Annotated in this window: 17 protein-coding genes; 8 read left to right on the top strand and 9 right to left on the bottom strand. The window is 50.3% G+C overall.

Annotated elements, in window-relative coordinates; genetic code table 11:
* Nucleotides 1-32 precede the first annotated feature (32 nt).
* The 3 genes from EOS98_RS13035 to EOS98_RS13045 all read right to left on the bottom strand — a co-directional run bounded on the left by EOS98_RS13035 (nucleotide 33) and on the right by EOS98_RS13045 (nucleotide 3,219).
* Nucleotides 33-890: an aldo/keto reductase gene (locus EOS98_RS13035; RefSeq protein WP_126524055.1), complete on the bottom strand. Its 858-nt coding sequence runs from the start codon at nucleotides 888-890 to the stop codon at nucleotides 33-35.
* A 96-nt stretch (nucleotides 891-986) separates the two neighbouring features.
* A complete protein-coding gene (locus EOS98_RS13040; protein WP_023233856.1) occupies nucleotides 987-2,183 on the bottom strand; it encodes an anaerobic sulfatase maturase in 1,197 nt (398 codons plus the stop codon).
* Between the two features lie 289 nt (nucleotides 2,184-2,472).
* The gene (locus EOS98_RS13045; protein WP_126524054.1) at nucleotides 2,473-3,219 is read right to left on the bottom strand and encodes a MipA/OmpV family protein; all 747 of its coding nucleotides are present in this window, start codon (nucleotides 3,217-3,219) and stop codon (nucleotides 2,473-2,475) included.
* 426 nt (nucleotides 3,220-3,645) lie between these two features.
* Here EOS98_RS13045 and yeaG point away from each other — a divergent pair, with 426 nt between their 5' ends.
* Nucleotides 3,646-5,580: a protein kinase YeaG gene (gene yeaG / locus EOS98_RS13050; RefSeq protein ID WP_001518010.1), complete on the top strand. Its 1,935-nt coding sequence runs from the start codon at nucleotides 3,646-3,648 to the stop codon at nucleotides 5,578-5,580.
* A gap of 122 nt (nucleotides 5,581-5,702) precedes the next feature.
* Nucleotides 5,703-6,989 (top strand): YeaH/YhbH family protein, encoded by a 1,287-nt coding sequence (locus EOS98_RS13055; RefSeq protein WP_000219714.1) that lies wholly within the window; start codon nucleotides 5,703-5,705, stop codon nucleotides 6,987-6,989.
* Nucleotides 6,990-7,142: 153 nt separating this feature from the next.
* Here the strand turns inward: EOS98_RS13055 and EOS98_RS13060 are convergent, their stop codons facing one another.
* A complete protein-coding gene (locus tag EOS98_RS13060) occupies nucleotides 7,143-7,361 on the bottom strand; it encodes a hypothetical protein (protein WP_139754715.1) in 219 nt (72 codons plus the stop codon).
* A gap of 299 nt (nucleotides 7,362-7,660) precedes the next feature.
* On the opposite strand from EOS98_RS13060, the gene dgcJ reads away from it, so the two are divergent.
* Both dgcJ and EOS98_RS13070 read left to right on the top strand, forming a co-directional pair.
* Nucleotides 7,661-9,154 (top strand): diguanylate cyclase DgcJ, encoded by a 1,494-nt coding sequence (gene dgcJ / locus EOS98_RS13065; RefSeq protein WP_001048658.1) that lies wholly within the window; start codon nucleotides 7,661-7,663, stop codon nucleotides 9,152-9,154.
* 49 nt (nucleotides 9,155-9,203) lie between these two features.
* Nucleotides 9,204-9,722: a YbaK/prolyl-tRNA synthetase associated domain-containing protein gene (locus EOS98_RS13070; RefSeq protein WP_010989016.1), complete on the top strand. Its 519-nt coding sequence runs from the start codon at nucleotides 9,204-9,206 to the stop codon at nucleotides 9,720-9,722.
* Here the strand turns inward: EOS98_RS13070 and yoaI are convergent.
* The gene (gene yoaI / locus EOS98_RS13075) at nucleotides 9,719-9,826 is read right to left on the bottom strand and encodes a small membrane protein YoaI (protein WP_000272237.1); all 108 of its coding nucleotides are present in this window, start codon (nucleotides 9,824-9,826) and stop codon (nucleotides 9,719-9,721) included. The two genes, EOS98_RS13070 and yoaI, sit on opposite strands and share 4 nt — an antisense overlap.
* A gap of 205 nt (nucleotides 9,827-10,031) precedes the next feature.
* On the opposite strand from yoaI, the gene EOS98_RS13080 reads away from it, so the two are divergent.
* A complete protein-coding gene (locus EOS98_RS13080; protein WP_000460698.1) occupies nucleotides 10,032-10,478 on the top strand; it encodes a DUF441 domain-containing protein in 447 nt (148 codons plus the stop codon).
* Here EOS98_RS13080 and EOS98_RS13085 read toward each other — a convergent pair.
* Nucleotides 10,458-11,252: an AraC family transcriptional regulator gene (locus EOS98_RS13085; protein ID WP_001633234.1), complete on the bottom strand. Its 795-nt coding sequence runs from the start codon at nucleotides 11,250-11,252 to the stop codon at nucleotides 10,458-10,460. The two genes, EOS98_RS13080 and EOS98_RS13085, sit on opposite strands and share 21 nt — an antisense overlap.
* 100 nt (nucleotides 11,253-11,352) lie before the next feature.
* Between EOS98_RS13085 and EOS98_RS13090 the strand changes: the two genes are divergently transcribed.
* Both EOS98_RS13090 and EOS98_RS13095 read left to right on the top strand, forming a co-directional pair.
* Nucleotides 11,353-12,537, top strand: coding sequence for a CynX/NimT family MFS transporter (locus EOS98_RS13090; RefSeq protein WP_000205341.1), 1,185 nt, complete (start codon nucleotides 11,353-11,355; stop codon nucleotides 12,535-12,537).
* Nucleotides 12,538-12,655: 118 nt separating this feature from the next.
* Nucleotides 12,656-13,003: a DUF488 domain-containing protein gene (locus EOS98_RS13095; RefSeq protein ID WP_001222527.1), complete on the top strand. Its 348-nt coding sequence runs from the start codon at nucleotides 12,656-12,658 to the stop codon at nucleotides 13,001-13,003.
* Here EOS98_RS13095 and EOS98_RS13100 read toward each other — a convergent pair.
* Nucleotides 12,989-13,300, bottom strand: coding sequence for a hypothetical protein (locus tag EOS98_RS13100; protein WP_000487126.1), 312 nt, complete (start codon nucleotides 13,298-13,300; stop codon nucleotides 12,989-12,991). The genes EOS98_RS13095 and EOS98_RS13100 overlap by 15 nt on opposite strands.
* Before the next feature lie 68 nt (nucleotides 13,301-13,368).
* Nucleotides 13,369-13,620 carry a DUF333 domain-containing protein gene (locus EOS98_RS13105; RefSeq protein WP_000673492.1) on the bottom strand — a complete coding sequence of 84 codons (252 nt, stop codon included), beginning with the start codon at nucleotides 13,618-13,620 and terminating at the stop codon, nucleotides 13,369-13,371.
* A gap of 195 nt (nucleotides 13,621-13,815) precedes the next feature.
* On the opposite strand from EOS98_RS13105, the gene EOS98_RS13110 reads away from it, so the two are divergent.
* Nucleotides 13,816-13,914 carry a YoaK family small membrane protein gene (locus EOS98_RS13110; RefSeq protein ID WP_001589065.1) on the top strand — a complete coding sequence of 33 codons (99 nt, stop codon included), beginning with the start codon at nucleotides 13,816-13,818 and terminating at the stop codon, nucleotides 13,912-13,914.
* Between the two features lie 138 nt (nucleotides 13,915-14,052).
* On the opposite strand, the gene EOS98_RS13115 is transcribed toward EOS98_RS13110, so the two are convergent.
* Complete coding sequence (locus tag EOS98_RS13115) at nucleotides 14,053-14,301, bottom strand: GlsB/YeaQ/YmgE family stress response membrane protein (RefSeq protein ID WP_126524053.1); 249 nt, start codon at nucleotides 14,299-14,301, stop codon at nucleotides 14,053-14,055.
* Between the last annotated feature and the right edge of the window lie 221 nt (nucleotides 14,302-14,522).

Here is a 14,522-nt window from a genome sequence, read left to right on the forward strand (position 1 = left end):
CGGATGGCGGCGCTTACACATTTTATCCGGCGTCACACCATATCCAACGCGGTTTTCCCTTTTGGCGCAGGCCAGGCGTTGTCCAGTAAGGCAAGTTCGTTTGCTGACAAGGCGATCTCAAGCGCCGCCGCATTTTGCTTCACGTGTTCTGTACTTCCAGCTTTCGGGATCGCCATCACGCCCGGATGCGCAATCGCCCACGTCAGTAAGATTTGCGCCGCCGTAGCGTTATGCGCTTGCGCAATTTCATTCACCACCGGATGATTCAGTAAACCGCTACGTAACCGGCCAGCCTGCGCCAGCGGGCTATAGGCCATCACTGGCATTCGCTGTTGTTGACACCACGGCAATAAATCATACTCAATACCGCGTGACGCCAGATGATAGAGCACCTGATTTGTCGCGCATTGCTGTCCCCCGGGGATGCGCCACAGCGCCTGCATATCGTCATAATCAAGATTAGAGACTCCCCAACGGCGAATTTTCCCCTGCGCGATTAGCCGCTCCATACCTTCAACGGTCTCTTCGAATGAAAAGTTTCCGGCCCAGTGCAATAGATAGAGATCGAGATAATCTGTTTTCAGACGACGCAGGCTTTCTTCACAGGCGGCAACTATCTTCTGGCCGCCAGCGTTCCACGGGTACACTTTTGACACCAGAAATGCCTCATCGCGTCGCCCTGCCAGCGCCTCGCCCACGACCTTTTCCGCCCCGCCGTCGGCATACATTTCCGCCGTATCAATAAGGCGTAACCCCAAATCCAGCCCCGCGCGCAACGCCGAAACCTCGCGCTGACGTTGATCCGCGCGCTCGCCCATATACCATGTTCCCTGTCCGATGGCAGGAAGCGTCACCTGCCCGCAAAACGTTACGTTTTTCACTGATTTCATTTCCTTTTCAATGTCACTCGACGGTAAAACAATACAGGACTCTTAGACCCTACGGTAATGTCCGGCATCATACCGCGCAAGGGGGCGATTTTCTTGTCACTGACGAACGTCATCCGCAATCATGTCGACGATGCGGGTAATATGCGCGGCGGGTCGCTGATTCAGTAATAATTGACGCATCACATTCATATAGGGCGTCACATGTTGAAAGAACTCCAGATATCCTTTACAGAGATAATTTTGCCGTTCGCCGCCGTCCATGCAAATTCGATGTTTCGGACAACCGCCGTGACAGGCAAAGCGCCACGTACAGTTCTGGCAGCGTGAAGAAAGGTTTGCTTTAGCCGCGCCAAACTGCTGCTGAAAAGGAGAAGCCGCCATTTCTTCTAAAGAGTGTTGCTGCAGATTGCCCAGTTTATAGGCGGGAAAAACAAAATGGTCGCAGCTAAACACGTCGCCATTCTGCTCCACCAGCAAACTTTGCCCGCAGGTCGACTGCATCGTACAAAGCGTGGCGGGCTCCCCCATCCAGACGCCAAGTAAGTTGTCAAAAAGCTGTACGAATATGCGTCCGACATCGTGACGTATCCATTGATCAAAAACATCGCACATAAAGGCGCCCCACCCTTCAGGCGTGACGGAAAAGGGCATCAGCGAAGGCGAATCTTCATTGTCAGATAACGTCAAAGAACGCTGCGCTTTTTGCGCGAGCGGCTCAACAATGGGAATAAATTGCAGGTGTTTACTTTCCAGTTCCTGCGTCAAAAAATGATAAATAGCGTTGCCATGGCGGCATGATGCATCATTCACGACAGTGAGCGTATTGAACTCGACATCATTTGCCTGCAGAAGGCGGATAGCATTAACGACTCGGGAAAAAGACGCCCGCCCTGACGGCGTTCTCCGGTAATTATCATGAACGACTTGCGGCCCATCAATCGATATACCAATCAGGAACTGGTGCTGCGCAAAGAAAGCCGCCCACTCTTCATTGATTAATACGCCATTGGTTTGCAGACTGTTGTAAATAGTTTTGCCGTTGGCATAGCGTTGCTGCAAGCGCACCACTTTTTGATAAAAAGAAAGACCGCATAGCGTCGGCTCTCCCCCCTGCCAACAAAACGAGACCTCTGATGATGGCGTATCATCAATTACCCGGCGGATATACGTCTCCAGCACATCGTCAGACATGACGCGCTGGCCCCGGGGTTTATCAAGATAGAAACAGTACTTGCAGGATAAGTTACACAGACTGCCGCTGGGCTTGGCTACGGTATTGAATACTATGCTCATTCGTCTTACTCGCTGTGAAGAATGGGTATAGCATAAGCGGGACGTGACAGGGCGATATCAGCCAGCATTGCAACAATTATTACGCTAATTGTTAGCGCAGTTGTAATCACCTGGATTTTTCATATAAAAGGCTAGTTTTTTAAATTGATGTAACAAAGTATAAATCACGTAAGGCTGCGCCATACCCGGTCAACAGCGCATTTATGCAAGCCGCCATGTTCGCGTTTCAGACAGCACAAAGCCCGCATAACGCAGGCTTTGTCGTGGTTTTTCCGGCAAATTCAATCAATCAGAATCTATAGGTCACGCCAGTAGAAAGGATACCGGTCCAGGATTTATCCACCATCGGGCTGTCGGTAATTTCATCCGACAGGCGGGTGTAGCGCGCAGTACCATATACGCTCCAGTTACCGGCGAAATTATAGTTAGCGCTCAGTTCAAGATACGGGTTCCAGCTATCGTTCGGGTTATAGCCGCGCATGCCGCTACGCGAAGATTCTTTACGTGATACGCCGTAATAGTAATCGTTCTGGTTCTCGCTATTCCATTCAACCCCGATACCTGGCGTTAAGGTCAGCCCGCCATTGGTATACCGATACAGCCAGGCCAGATCCCAGACAATACCGTTACTGTTATCTAACGTATCCCCTGCCAGTGAGGTACGCAGGAATCCATACTGGGTGTGGTGCGAGTAAGAAACGCCCGCCATCATAGTACTTTTACGCCTGTCCATACGACGCAACTGATGGTCATCGCTGTCGCCCGGTTTGAAGTACATCGGGGACCAGTATGCCATGATTGACAACTTATCGGCATTGTCATTCCACAAGTAGTACCCGCCGCCCAGACCACGGAACCAGAAGTTTTCGCTTTCATAAGCGATGACCGGTATCGGATAAACATCGCTATCGTAATCTTTATAAGGGTGTTCAACCACACCAACGCCTGCGCCCAACGTCAGGTTGCTTTCAGCGTGCGCGACGCTGGCGGATGTTGCAATAAACACGCCAAGAGCCAGAAGTTTAAGTTTGGTCACAATCCATAATTCCTTATTCAAATGTTCTGCGGCAAAAGTGTAACCGCCAATACCTGTAAGCCCAACTATTTTACACAATGTAACCGTTTAATATCACCACCACCGATTATTTTCAGATGATCGGCTGATGATCGTTATGTGACCGGGAACGCTTTTTCTGATATCCACCAGCCTTTTCTACCTGATGAGTTATTGATATGTCATCGAAATCCACTGACGCGTACAGGCAAGTTTTGCAAATGCCATCTACGCTTAATGTTAAGAAGGTGTATCACCGGACACGTTGATCTTCTGACCAATAAAATGGCATGAGAGTTGCTTTTTTTTCCTTAGCAGAGACGGCGTTCAGTCTACCTCTTCCGGGAGCCTCTACTATTCATATGAACGGCTCTTAACATGTGCGAAAAAACGAAAGGATGGCATATCATGAATATATTCGATCACTATCGCCAGCGTTACGAAGCTGCCAAGGACGAAGAGTTCACACTGCAGGATTTTCTTACCATTTGTCGGCAAGATCGCAGTGCTTATGCCAACGCGGCAGAGCGGCTATTAATGGCTATCGGCGAGCCTAATATGGTCGACACTGCCCAGGAACCCCGACTTTCCCGACTCTTCTCCAACCGGGTTATTGCTCGCTATCCTGCGTTTGAAGAGTTTTACGGCATGGAAGACGCGATTGAACAGATTGTCTCTTATCTGAAACATGCGGCGCAAGGGCTGGAAGAGAAGAAGCAAATTCTCTATTTGCTGGGACCTGTGGGGGGTGGCAAATCATCGCTCGCTGAACGGCTGAAATCGCTAATGCAGCGCGTGCCAATTTATGTTTTAAGCGCCAACGGCGAGCGTAGTCCGGTCAACGATCATCCGTTATGCCTGTTTAATCCGCAGGAAGACGCGCAGATTCTGGAAAAAGAGTACGGTATTCCGCGCCGCTATCTCGGTACGATTATGTCCCCGTGGGCGGCCAAACGCCTGCATGAGTTTGGCGGCGATATTACTAAATTCCGCGTGGTGAAAGTCTGGCCCTCCATTCTGGAGCAGATTGCCATCGCCAAAACGGAACCCGGCGATGAAAACAACCAGGATATTTCGGCGCTGGTCGGCAAGGTGGATATTCGTAAACTCGAACATCACGCCCAGAACGATCCGGATGCGTATGGTTACTCTGGCGCGCTATGCCGCGCTAACCAGGGGATCATGGAGTTCGTCGAGATGTTTAAAGCGCCTATTAAGGTGCTGCACCCCTTGCTGACCGCAACTCAGGAAGGTAACTACAATGGTACGGAAGGTATTTCCGCCCTGCCCTTTAATGGCATCATACTTGCCCACTCAAACGAATCTGAATGGGTGACTTTCCGTAACAATAAAAATAACGAAGCGTTCCTCGACCGTGTCTATATTGTGAAGGTGCCTTATTGCCTGCGAATCTCCGAAGAGATCAAAATCTACGAGAAACTACTTAATCATAGCGAGCTGGCTCATGCGCCCTGCGCGCCGGGCACATTGGAAACGCTTTCGCGCTTCTCGATTCTTTCCCGCCTGAAAGAGCCGGAAAATTCCAGTATTTACTCGAAAATGCGCGTTTATGATGGTGAAAGCCTGAAAGATACCGACCCCAAAGCTAAATCGTACCAGGAGTATCGCGACTATGCGGGTGTGGACGAAGGGATGAACGGTCTCTCCACCCGATTCGCCTTTAAGATCCTCTCCCGCGTATTCAACTTCGACCATGCGGAAGTGGCGGCAAACCCGGTACATCTGTTCTACGTTCTGGAACAACAAATCGAGCGCGAGCAGTTCCCGCAGGAGCAAGCTGAGCGTTATCTGGAGTTCCTGAAAGGCTACCTGATCCCGAAATACGCCGAATTTATCGGCAAGGAGATCCAGACGGCCTATCTCGAATCTTATTCTGAGTACGGGCAGAACATTTTTGATCGTTACGTGACTTATGCGGATTTCTGGATTCAGGATCAGGAGTATCGCGACCCAGATACCGGTCAACTGTTCGATCGCGAGTCGCTGAACGCCGAACTGGAAAAAATTGAAAAACCAGCGGGTATCAGTAACCCGAAAGATTTCCGTAATGAGATAGTAAACTTTGTCCTGCGCGCCAGAGCCAACAATAGCGGCCGTAATCCAAACTGGACCAGTTACGAGAAGCTGCGCACGGTGATTGAGAAAAAAATGTTCTCTAATACTGAAGAGCTGTTGCCGGTCATTTCTTTTAACGCCAAAACGTCGACTGACGAGCAGAAAAAGCATGACGACTTTGTCGATCGGATGATGGAAAAAGGGTATACCCGTAAGCAGGTTCGTTTGCTGTGCGAGTGGTACCTGCGCGTGCGTAAATCGTCGTGATGTTAATGCCCGGTGGCGCTTGCGCTTACCGGGCCTACAAAGTAATGTTCTATAGACTGGCTAAGCGTTAGCGCTATCCGGCACTAACAGAACAGGCGCTCAGTTGGCAGTACGGGGGGCATATGACCTGGTTCATAGACCGACGTCTTAACGGCAAAAATAAAAGCACGGTGAATCGCCAGCGCTTTTTGCGTCGTTATAAAGCACAAATTAAGCAGTCGATTTCCGAAGCGATTAATAAACGCTCTGTGACCGATGTCGACAGCGGAGAGTCCGTCTCTATTCCAACCGATGATATTAGCGAACCGATGTTTCATCAGGGGCGCGGCGGTCTGCGCCATCGCGTCCATCCGGGTAACGATCACTTTATCCAGAATGATCGCATTGAGCGTCCGCAAGGCGGTGGCGGCGGCGGTTCCGGTAGCGGTCAAGGTCAGGCCAGCCAGGACGGCGAAGGCCAGGATGAGTTTGTTTTTCAGATTTCAAAAGATGAGTATCTGGATCTGCTCTTTGAAGATTTAGCGCTGCCTAATCTGAAGAAAAACCAGCATCGCCAGCTTAACGAGTATAAAACTCACCGCGCCGGTTTCACCTCAAACGGCGTACCGGCCAATATCAGCGTGGTACGTTCGCTACAAAACTCTCTGGCGCGCCGTACAGCAATGACGGCAGGAAAACGCCGCGAACTGCACGCCCTGGAAACGGAACTGGAGACCATCAGCCACAGCGAACCAGCGCAACTGCTTGAAGAGGAGCGATTACGTCGGGAGATTGCCGAACTACGGGCTAAAATCGAGCGAGTGCCGTTTATCGACACCTTTGATTTACGCTATAAAAATTATGAAAAACGGCCTGAGCCCTCCAGCCAGGCGGTGATGTTCTGTCTGATGGACGTCTCGGGTTCGATGGACCAGGCAACCAAAGATATGGCCAAGCGTTTTTACATTCTGCTTTATCTGTTTTTGAGCCGAACGTATAAGAACGTAGAAGTGGTTTATATCCGCCACCATACCCAGGCGAAGGAAGTGGACGAACATGAGTTCTTTTATTCGCAAGAGACCGGGGGGACGATTGTCTCCAGCGCGCTTAAACTCATGGACGAAGTGGTTAAAGAGCGCTACGACCCCGGTCAGTGGAACATCTATGCGGCGCAAGCGTCAGACGGTGATAACTGGGCCGACGATTCACCGCTGTGTCATGAGATTCTGGCGAAAAAGCTGCTGCCGGTAGTGCGCTATTACAGCTATATCGAGATTACCCGCCGCGCCCACCAGACCTTATGGCGCGAGTATGAACATCTGCAGGCGACGTTCGATAACTTCGCCATGCAGCATATTCGCGATCAGGAGGATATTTATCCGGTATTCCGCGAATTGTTTCAGAAACAGAGCGCCAATCAAAGTGCATAATCCTAAACCTGCCCGTTGTTATTACGGGCAGGTTTATTAGCAACTTAACGTTCACCCTTCGCGGCTGACGTCATTATCCGCGTATAGCGTGAATGAAGCTGTTCTGGCCTATGTTACAAATTGATTCGTTAGCGCTATGCCTTTGCGTTAATATTAAGAACACCACGGCCATCCCCTGTCTGGCAACGGCGGCAACTCCATATCACCTGGACCAAAGAGAGTACACCAGTGTACATGTTCACCAACGGGCTTAACTTTAGCTGCTGGAACTCTTTCAGGCGCCTGGTCGTCTGCCATAACCGATGCGGAAAAACCCGCCGCCAATAATGTAAAAAGCGAGATAGCAGCCATTTCTTTCAACTTTTTCATCATTCCCCCTACAGGAATAAGAGAATAACTAAATTATCCTTACCGCTCGACGCTCCTTTCACGGTAATAATAATGGTTTTCCTATTTTTAAAAGAAATAACGTAACATCGTTACCTGAAAATTTACTTTCGCTACCATTAATAACCATTGAAAATATCAACACATCGAATTATTGCCGTAATTAAACCGAGAATGATTTTTATTCCATAACATCAACACGTTTTATTTTTAAACAGTCTATTAGAGGAATTCTCATCGCTATGGTAAACTAACGTATCCGACTTTCAGGGCTGTAGTTCATCATGAATTTGCATCATAAAGCGCTCAGGCACTTTATCTCGGCAAGCGTCATCGTTTTGACATCGTCCTTCCTGATTTACGAACTTATTGCCAGCGACAGGGCAATGAATGCCTATATGCGTTATATCATGGAGAGAGCCGATTCGTCGTTTTTGTACGATAAGTACCAGAATCAAAGCATCGCCGCACATTTGATGCGAACTTTTGAAGCGCCGGGAGACCCCGTCACCGCAGAAAAACGCCGCGCGTTTTGCGACGCCTTTGAGGCTATTAACGGTACGCACGGCGTCAACCTGACCCGGCATAATTACCCGGCGCTACATGGCACCCTGCAAACTGCCGCTACACAATGTACCGATAATCTTGATGACGCCCTTTTACTGCCTGCATTTGATCAGGCGGTAAGCATCAACCGTTCGCAGGACGACCACAGTCACGGGCTGGGCACACTGGAGCTTAAATTCCGTTATTACGTTGATTTAAATAAACATTATGTCTATTTCTATGATTTAATCAACTCACGGCGCTTCGCCATGCATCGTTGGACTTTTTTACAAAAAGGCACAATGGGTATTAACAGAAAAGATATAGATAAACTTTTTACCGGCCGTACGGTTATTTCAAGTATTTACATGGATGATATTACCCAGGAAAACGTCATGAGCTTTTTAACGCCAGTCTATCTGGCGGGAACGTTAAAAGGTATCGTGATGGTGGATGTTAACCAGGATAATTTAAAAAATATTTTTTATACCCAGGACCGTCCGCTGGTTTGGCGTTATCTTAACGTAACACTAAAGGATATGGACTCCGGAAAAGAAATTATTATTAATCAAAGCAAAAATAATCTGTTTCAATATGTGAATTATAGCCATGATATCCCGGGTGGACTGCGCGTTTCGTTGTCCCTTGATTTAACCTATTTCCTTGTCTCGTCCTGGAAAGCGCTGGCCTTTTACTTACTGGCAACGGCGCTCCTGCTTAATATGGTACGGATGCACTTTCGGCTTTATCGCAACGTCACACGCGAAAATATTAGCGATGCCATGACCGGGCTTTACAACCGTAAAATATTAACACCGGTGCTGGAACAGCGACTGCAACGCCTGGTCAATACCGGGACGCCAGTGACATTTGTCGCTATTGATTGCGATAGGTTAAAACTGATCAACGATACCCAGGGGCACCAGGAAGGCGACCGAATTATAACCCTGTTGGCGAAAGCGATTAAAACATCGATTCGTAAAAGCGATTACGCCATTCGCCTCGGCGGCGATGAGTTCTGTATTATTCTTGTTGATTACGCGGCGGATTTGGCTATCCATCTGCCGGAGCGTATTATTCGTAACCTGCAAATTATCGCACCGGATAAGACAGTCCATTTTTCTGCCGGGATTTATAATATGCAGCCCAATGATACGATTAATGATGCCTACCAGGCTTCCGATGCGCAGCTCTATCTGAACAAACAACAAAAACAACATCGTTCATCATAGTGCTTCGCAGTAAATGTTCATATTGCACCAGGAGTGAGAAATGGCCGAAATGACTGAAGTCGCGAAGGGTGTCGCTACACACCAACGTTTAGTGGCTTTATTAACCCAGGAGAACGCGCGCTATCGTGTGGTGAACCATGAAGCGGTAGGGAAATGCGAAGCGGTATCTGAAATACGCGGTACTGCGCTGGGCCAGGGCGCAAAAGCGCTGGTCTGTAAAGTCAAAGGCAACGGCGTCAACCAGCACGTTCTTGCTATTCTGGCGGCCGATCAGCAAGCCGACCTCTCTCAGCTTGCTTCACATCTGGGCGGCTTACGCGCTTCCCTTGCCAGCCCGGCGGAAGTCGATATGCTGACCGGCTGCGTTTTTGGCGCGATCCCGCCTTTCAGTTTTCACCCTAATCTGAAACTGGTCGCCGATCCGCTCCTGTTTGAGCGTTTCGATGAAATTGCCTTTAATGCCGGCCTGCTGGAAAAATCAGTCATTATGAATACACAGGACTATCTGCGCATCGCCCGACCAGAACTGGCAGTCTTCCGCCGCTTTCAGTCATCGCCAACGGCTTAGTCCCCTCCCTCTTCAAGGAGCAATACCGACACAACGATAATGATAAAAATGGCGAAAAACGACGCCGTAATCATCAGCGCTTCAAGAAACGGTGGATCGTACATAATTGTATCCTCAGGAAGACAACAATGACGGTTCACCTGTTAGCAATACGCGGCGTTGATGACAATTTAATGATAACGCCGTTTTTCACGTAGAGATTGTCTTTCAGGCAGTTGCCTGAAATCCGCATCAATCGTTAAAAAGGCCTGTGCGCTTTCCCGTTTGGGCGTAAAGTAGTCAGGCTTACTTTTTGGCAAGGAAACCATAATGTTTGATGTCACTCTGCTGATCCTGCTCGGACTGGCAGCTCTGGGATTTATCAGCCACAACACCACTGTCGCCGTCTCAATTCTGGTGCTGATTATTGTCCGCGTAACCCCGTTGAATACCTTTTTTCCCTGGATTGAAAAACAGGGACTCACCGTCGGGATTATCATTCTGACCATCGGCGTAATGGCTCCCATCGCCAGCGGAACCCTACCGCCCTCCACATTGATCCACTCTTTTGTGAACTGGAAATCGCTGGTCGCGATTGCCGTCGGCGTTTTCGTCTCCTGGCTGGGCGGTCGCGGCATTACGCTGATGGGAAACCAACCGCAGCTCGTCGCCGGGCTGCTGGTCGGTACGGTACTTGGCGTCGCGCTGTTTCGCGGCGTGCCGGTCGGCCCACTGATTGCGGCGGGGCTGGTCTCTTTAATTGTGGGGAAGCAGTAACTCGCCCGCCAGATACTGGCCTGGGGTCTGCCCCAGGCCTTTTTTAAACATGGTAATGAATGCCGTGGTGGAATCATAACCCAGCATTTGCGCCGTCTGTTGTACATTACGTCCCGCGATCAGCGCTTGTAGCGCCAGGATTAATTGCAACTGATGACGCCAGCGACGAAAGCTTAGTCCCGTCTCTTTGACGACCAGCCGGGCAAGGTTACGCTCGCTCATCGCGAATACGCTGGCCCACTGCCCTAATGTATTCCATCGCGCGGGCTCCTGCGCCATTGTCTCAACCATTTGGCGGATTTTCGGATGCCCCGATACCGGTAATTGCAATTGTTCCTGCGGCTGCTGCGGCAGTTCATCAAACAACACCTGAATAAGGCGCTGCGTCGGCATTTGCGCTCTTTCGGAATCGGTTCTGCGCGCCAGCGACAAAATCAACTCCCGGCATAACGGCGAAATTTTCAGCGTGCAGCAACGCTCCGGCATGACGACCGCTGCAGGTTCAATAAATAAAAAGCACAGTTCCGCCCCTGCGGTCACATGATTACTGTGCGGCAGCGAGCCGGGGAGCCAGACGGCATACTGGGGCGGAACCATCCACATCGCATTTTCCACCTCGCAGGTAATCGCGCCGTGCAGAGCGAGAATCAACTGTCCCTTGCGATGCTGATGGCGAGGGCTAAACAGTTCATCATCCCTGGCGCGAATACAAAAGGCCACAGCGGCATCGTGGTGAAGGTCGGGATCGTAACCGTCCAGTCTCAGGCCAATCATTATATTGTCCGATTTTAGCGATAAATTGTCATTTTAGCTTGATTCATCCAAACAGTAAAAACTGTTAAGGTATCGCCTCGCCTGACGAGATGAGAAAACGATGACGACAGCCCTTTCACCACGCGGCAAACAGGGCGCTTTACTGATTGCCGGTATTTTGATGATAGCCACTACGCTGCGCGTAACATTTACCGGCGCTGCGCCGTTGCTGGAGACAATCCGTTCGGATTACGGTCTTTCCACCGCCCAGACGGGCCTGCTAACAACCTTGCCGCTTCTGGCGTTTGCGCTGGTTTCGCCGCTGGCGGCCGGTATTGCCCGCCGGTTTGGGATGGAACGAAGTCTGTTTGCCGCAATGCTGCTGATTTGCGCGGGTATTGCCCTCCGCTCCCTGCCCTCCGCTGCATTGTTGTTTGCCGGAACTGCCATTATTGGGTGCGGGATAGCGCTGGGTAATGTGCTGCTACCAGGATTGATTAAGCGCGATTTTTCACAACATGTCGCCAGGCTGACGGGCGCGTATTCATTGACGATGGGCGCCGCCGCCGCGTTGGGGTCTGCGCTGGTGGTTCCGCTGGCGTTGCACGGTTTTGGCTGGCGCGGCGCGCTGTTAATGCTGATGCTGTTTCCGCTGTTGGCGTTTCTTATCTGGTTGCCGCAGTGGCGCACTACCCGCTCAGCTAACCTGAGTAGCTCCCGGGCATTACATGAACGCGGTATCTGGCGTTCGCCTTTAGCCTGGCAAGTTACTCTGTTTCTGGGACTTAACTCACTGATTTATTATGTGATTATCGGCTGGTTACCAACAATACTCATCAGCCACGGTTACAGCGAAGCACAGGCAGGATCGCTACATGGCCTGCTGCAACTGGCGACCGCGGCGCCTGGGTTAGCTATTCCGCTTATTTTGCATCGCTTTAACGATCAACGCTGGATTGCCGCGCTGGTCTCACTATTGTGCGCAGTGGGCGCGGCGGGGCTTTGGTTTGTGCCGGGCCAGGCGATCATCTGGACGCTACTGTTCGGCTTCGGTTCAGGCGCGACGATGATCCTCGGCCTGACGTTTATCGGCCTGCGCGCCAGTTCGGCGCATCAGGCGGCGGCGCTTTCCGGCATGGCGCAGTCGGTCGGGTATTTACTGGCGGCATGTGGGCCGCCCGTCATGGGAAAACTTCATGATGCCAGCGGTAGCTGGTATCTACCGCTGTCAGGCGTGACGGTTCTGGCTATCATCATGGCGATTTTCGGCCTCTACGCTGGACGCGATCGAGAGATAGCGTCATAAATAAACCTGATACCCACTTGAATGCCTGATGACGCTTCGTTTATCAGGCCTGATCCATTAAAATCATTACCGCTATCCGACAAAAGTACCGTAAGCGACACCATCACAGGAGGGAAAAATGCGAATCCAGTGTAAGCGCGTCTATTTCCCGGCGGAAAAAGACGATGGTTATCGGGTATTGGTTGACAGGCTATGGCCGCGAGGCATTAAAAAAGCAGCGCTGGTCTATGATGAATGGAATAAGGCCATTACGCCCTCCACCGAATTGCGCAAAGCCTTTCATAGCGAACTGATTGATTTTAACCACTTCGCGCAGCAATACCGGGCAGAACTTGCGCAACAGCATCAAGAAGGCAAACGTCTGGCGGATATTGCCCGACACCAACCGCTAACGTTGCTATACGCCGCTAAAGATACTCGCCAGAACCATGCCATTGTGCTGGCAGAGTGGCTACGAGAGCTGTGATTGTCGTGCCGCCGCCTGGCCTGGTTGTCTGTCCGGGGACAACGGCATCAAATGTTCTGCCCGCACCCAGGCAAAACCGTGCTGGCCATCGGCGGAGGCTACATCGCCCGTGACCAGCCACAGCGCCCGAGGCGCTTCTTTCGGCAGTAAGGTGACGTGTCCATTTACCGGGTTAATGAATTCATCTCCGGGTTGACACAGGCAAAATAGCTCAACCGATTTACCAATATTCTGCCGTCCGGCGGGTGTTTTAGCGCCAATAACTATTGCCAACGCGCCCGGCTTTAACTGAAACATATTTTCTTGCGCCGCATGAAACTCATTATCAGATTGTTCTTAATCATATCCCGTCGGACCGCAGGTTGTCACTTTTTCGTATCAGGGTGCTCTCTGCGCCATAATGTCCACTCATCAATGATTTCGCCATTGGGCAATTTGCAATCGGAACGCACGCCTTGTGGGGTCTGCACCGGCATCAGCGTACCGCCCTGTTGCTCACAGTAGACGGCTGCCGGATTAGGCATCCCAATGCGCGGCGGCCGGGGGGCGTTGGGTTGCGACGATGAACAAGCGCTCAGCAGCAATACGCCTGGCAACGCAATCCACGTAAATTTCATAACGACTCCTTAAAGCGATATTTTGTCCAGGATAACCTGGCGGGTACGCTATTTCCATACTTTCTGTCAGCGCTTTAGTGGGTGTTTATCCCGGGTTAAGTCAGTAATAGCCACGCCCTGTCACAAAGCAACCGACCTTTTGTCGCTGAGAAAACCCTGCTATTCTGGCGCCCCCTGAACAGTGAAGGTAATAGCATGAGAGTGGGTATCCTCTTCCCTGTCGTCATTTTCATTACGGCAATATTATTTTTGGCATGGTTTTTTATTGGCGGTTACGCCGCGCCGGGAGCATAACCATGAGGAAAACAACGATGGTGTTGATGGGCATCGCGCTAATTGCGGCGGCGGGTACCGAACTGGGCTGGTGGTAAATTCATTTTGAATAATAAAGGCTACCTGTCGTAGCCTTTATTATCTCTGAAAGTTCTGCGTTTAGCTTTTGATTTTTCTGTAGATTAACAGCACGACAATCGCACCGATCACCGCGACTGCAAAGCTGCCGAAGTTGAAACCATCCACTTTGCCAAAGCCAAAGAACGTACTGATCCATCCTCCGACTACCGCACCAACGATCCCCAGAATGATCGTCATAAAGAATCCGCCGCCATCTTTACCTGGCATGATCCACTTAGCGAAAATACCCGCAATAAGTCCAAAAATAATCCATGAAAGAATGCCCATTTTTTCCTCACTTATGTCTTAACGTTAGCGGTTTATTTGCCGTTAAAAAGAATAGCACATCGTCAGGAAAGTGAAGTTTGTGATATCCATCACCTTTTAGCGTCGTGGATAAAAGCGCATAAATATCAGGGTTGCAATCATTAATGATAACGATTATCTTTATCAATACCGAGTGGTTGAGTTTATAACCCACCTGTTCGGTACGACATTGCTCACATTGC

Origin of the sequence: Salmonella sp. SSDFZ69 (assembly GCF_004010755.1) — a bacterium.
GTDB classification, from domain to species: domain Bacteria; phylum Pseudomonadota; class Gammaproteobacteria; order Enterobacterales; family Enterobacteriaceae; genus Salmonella; species Salmonella enterica.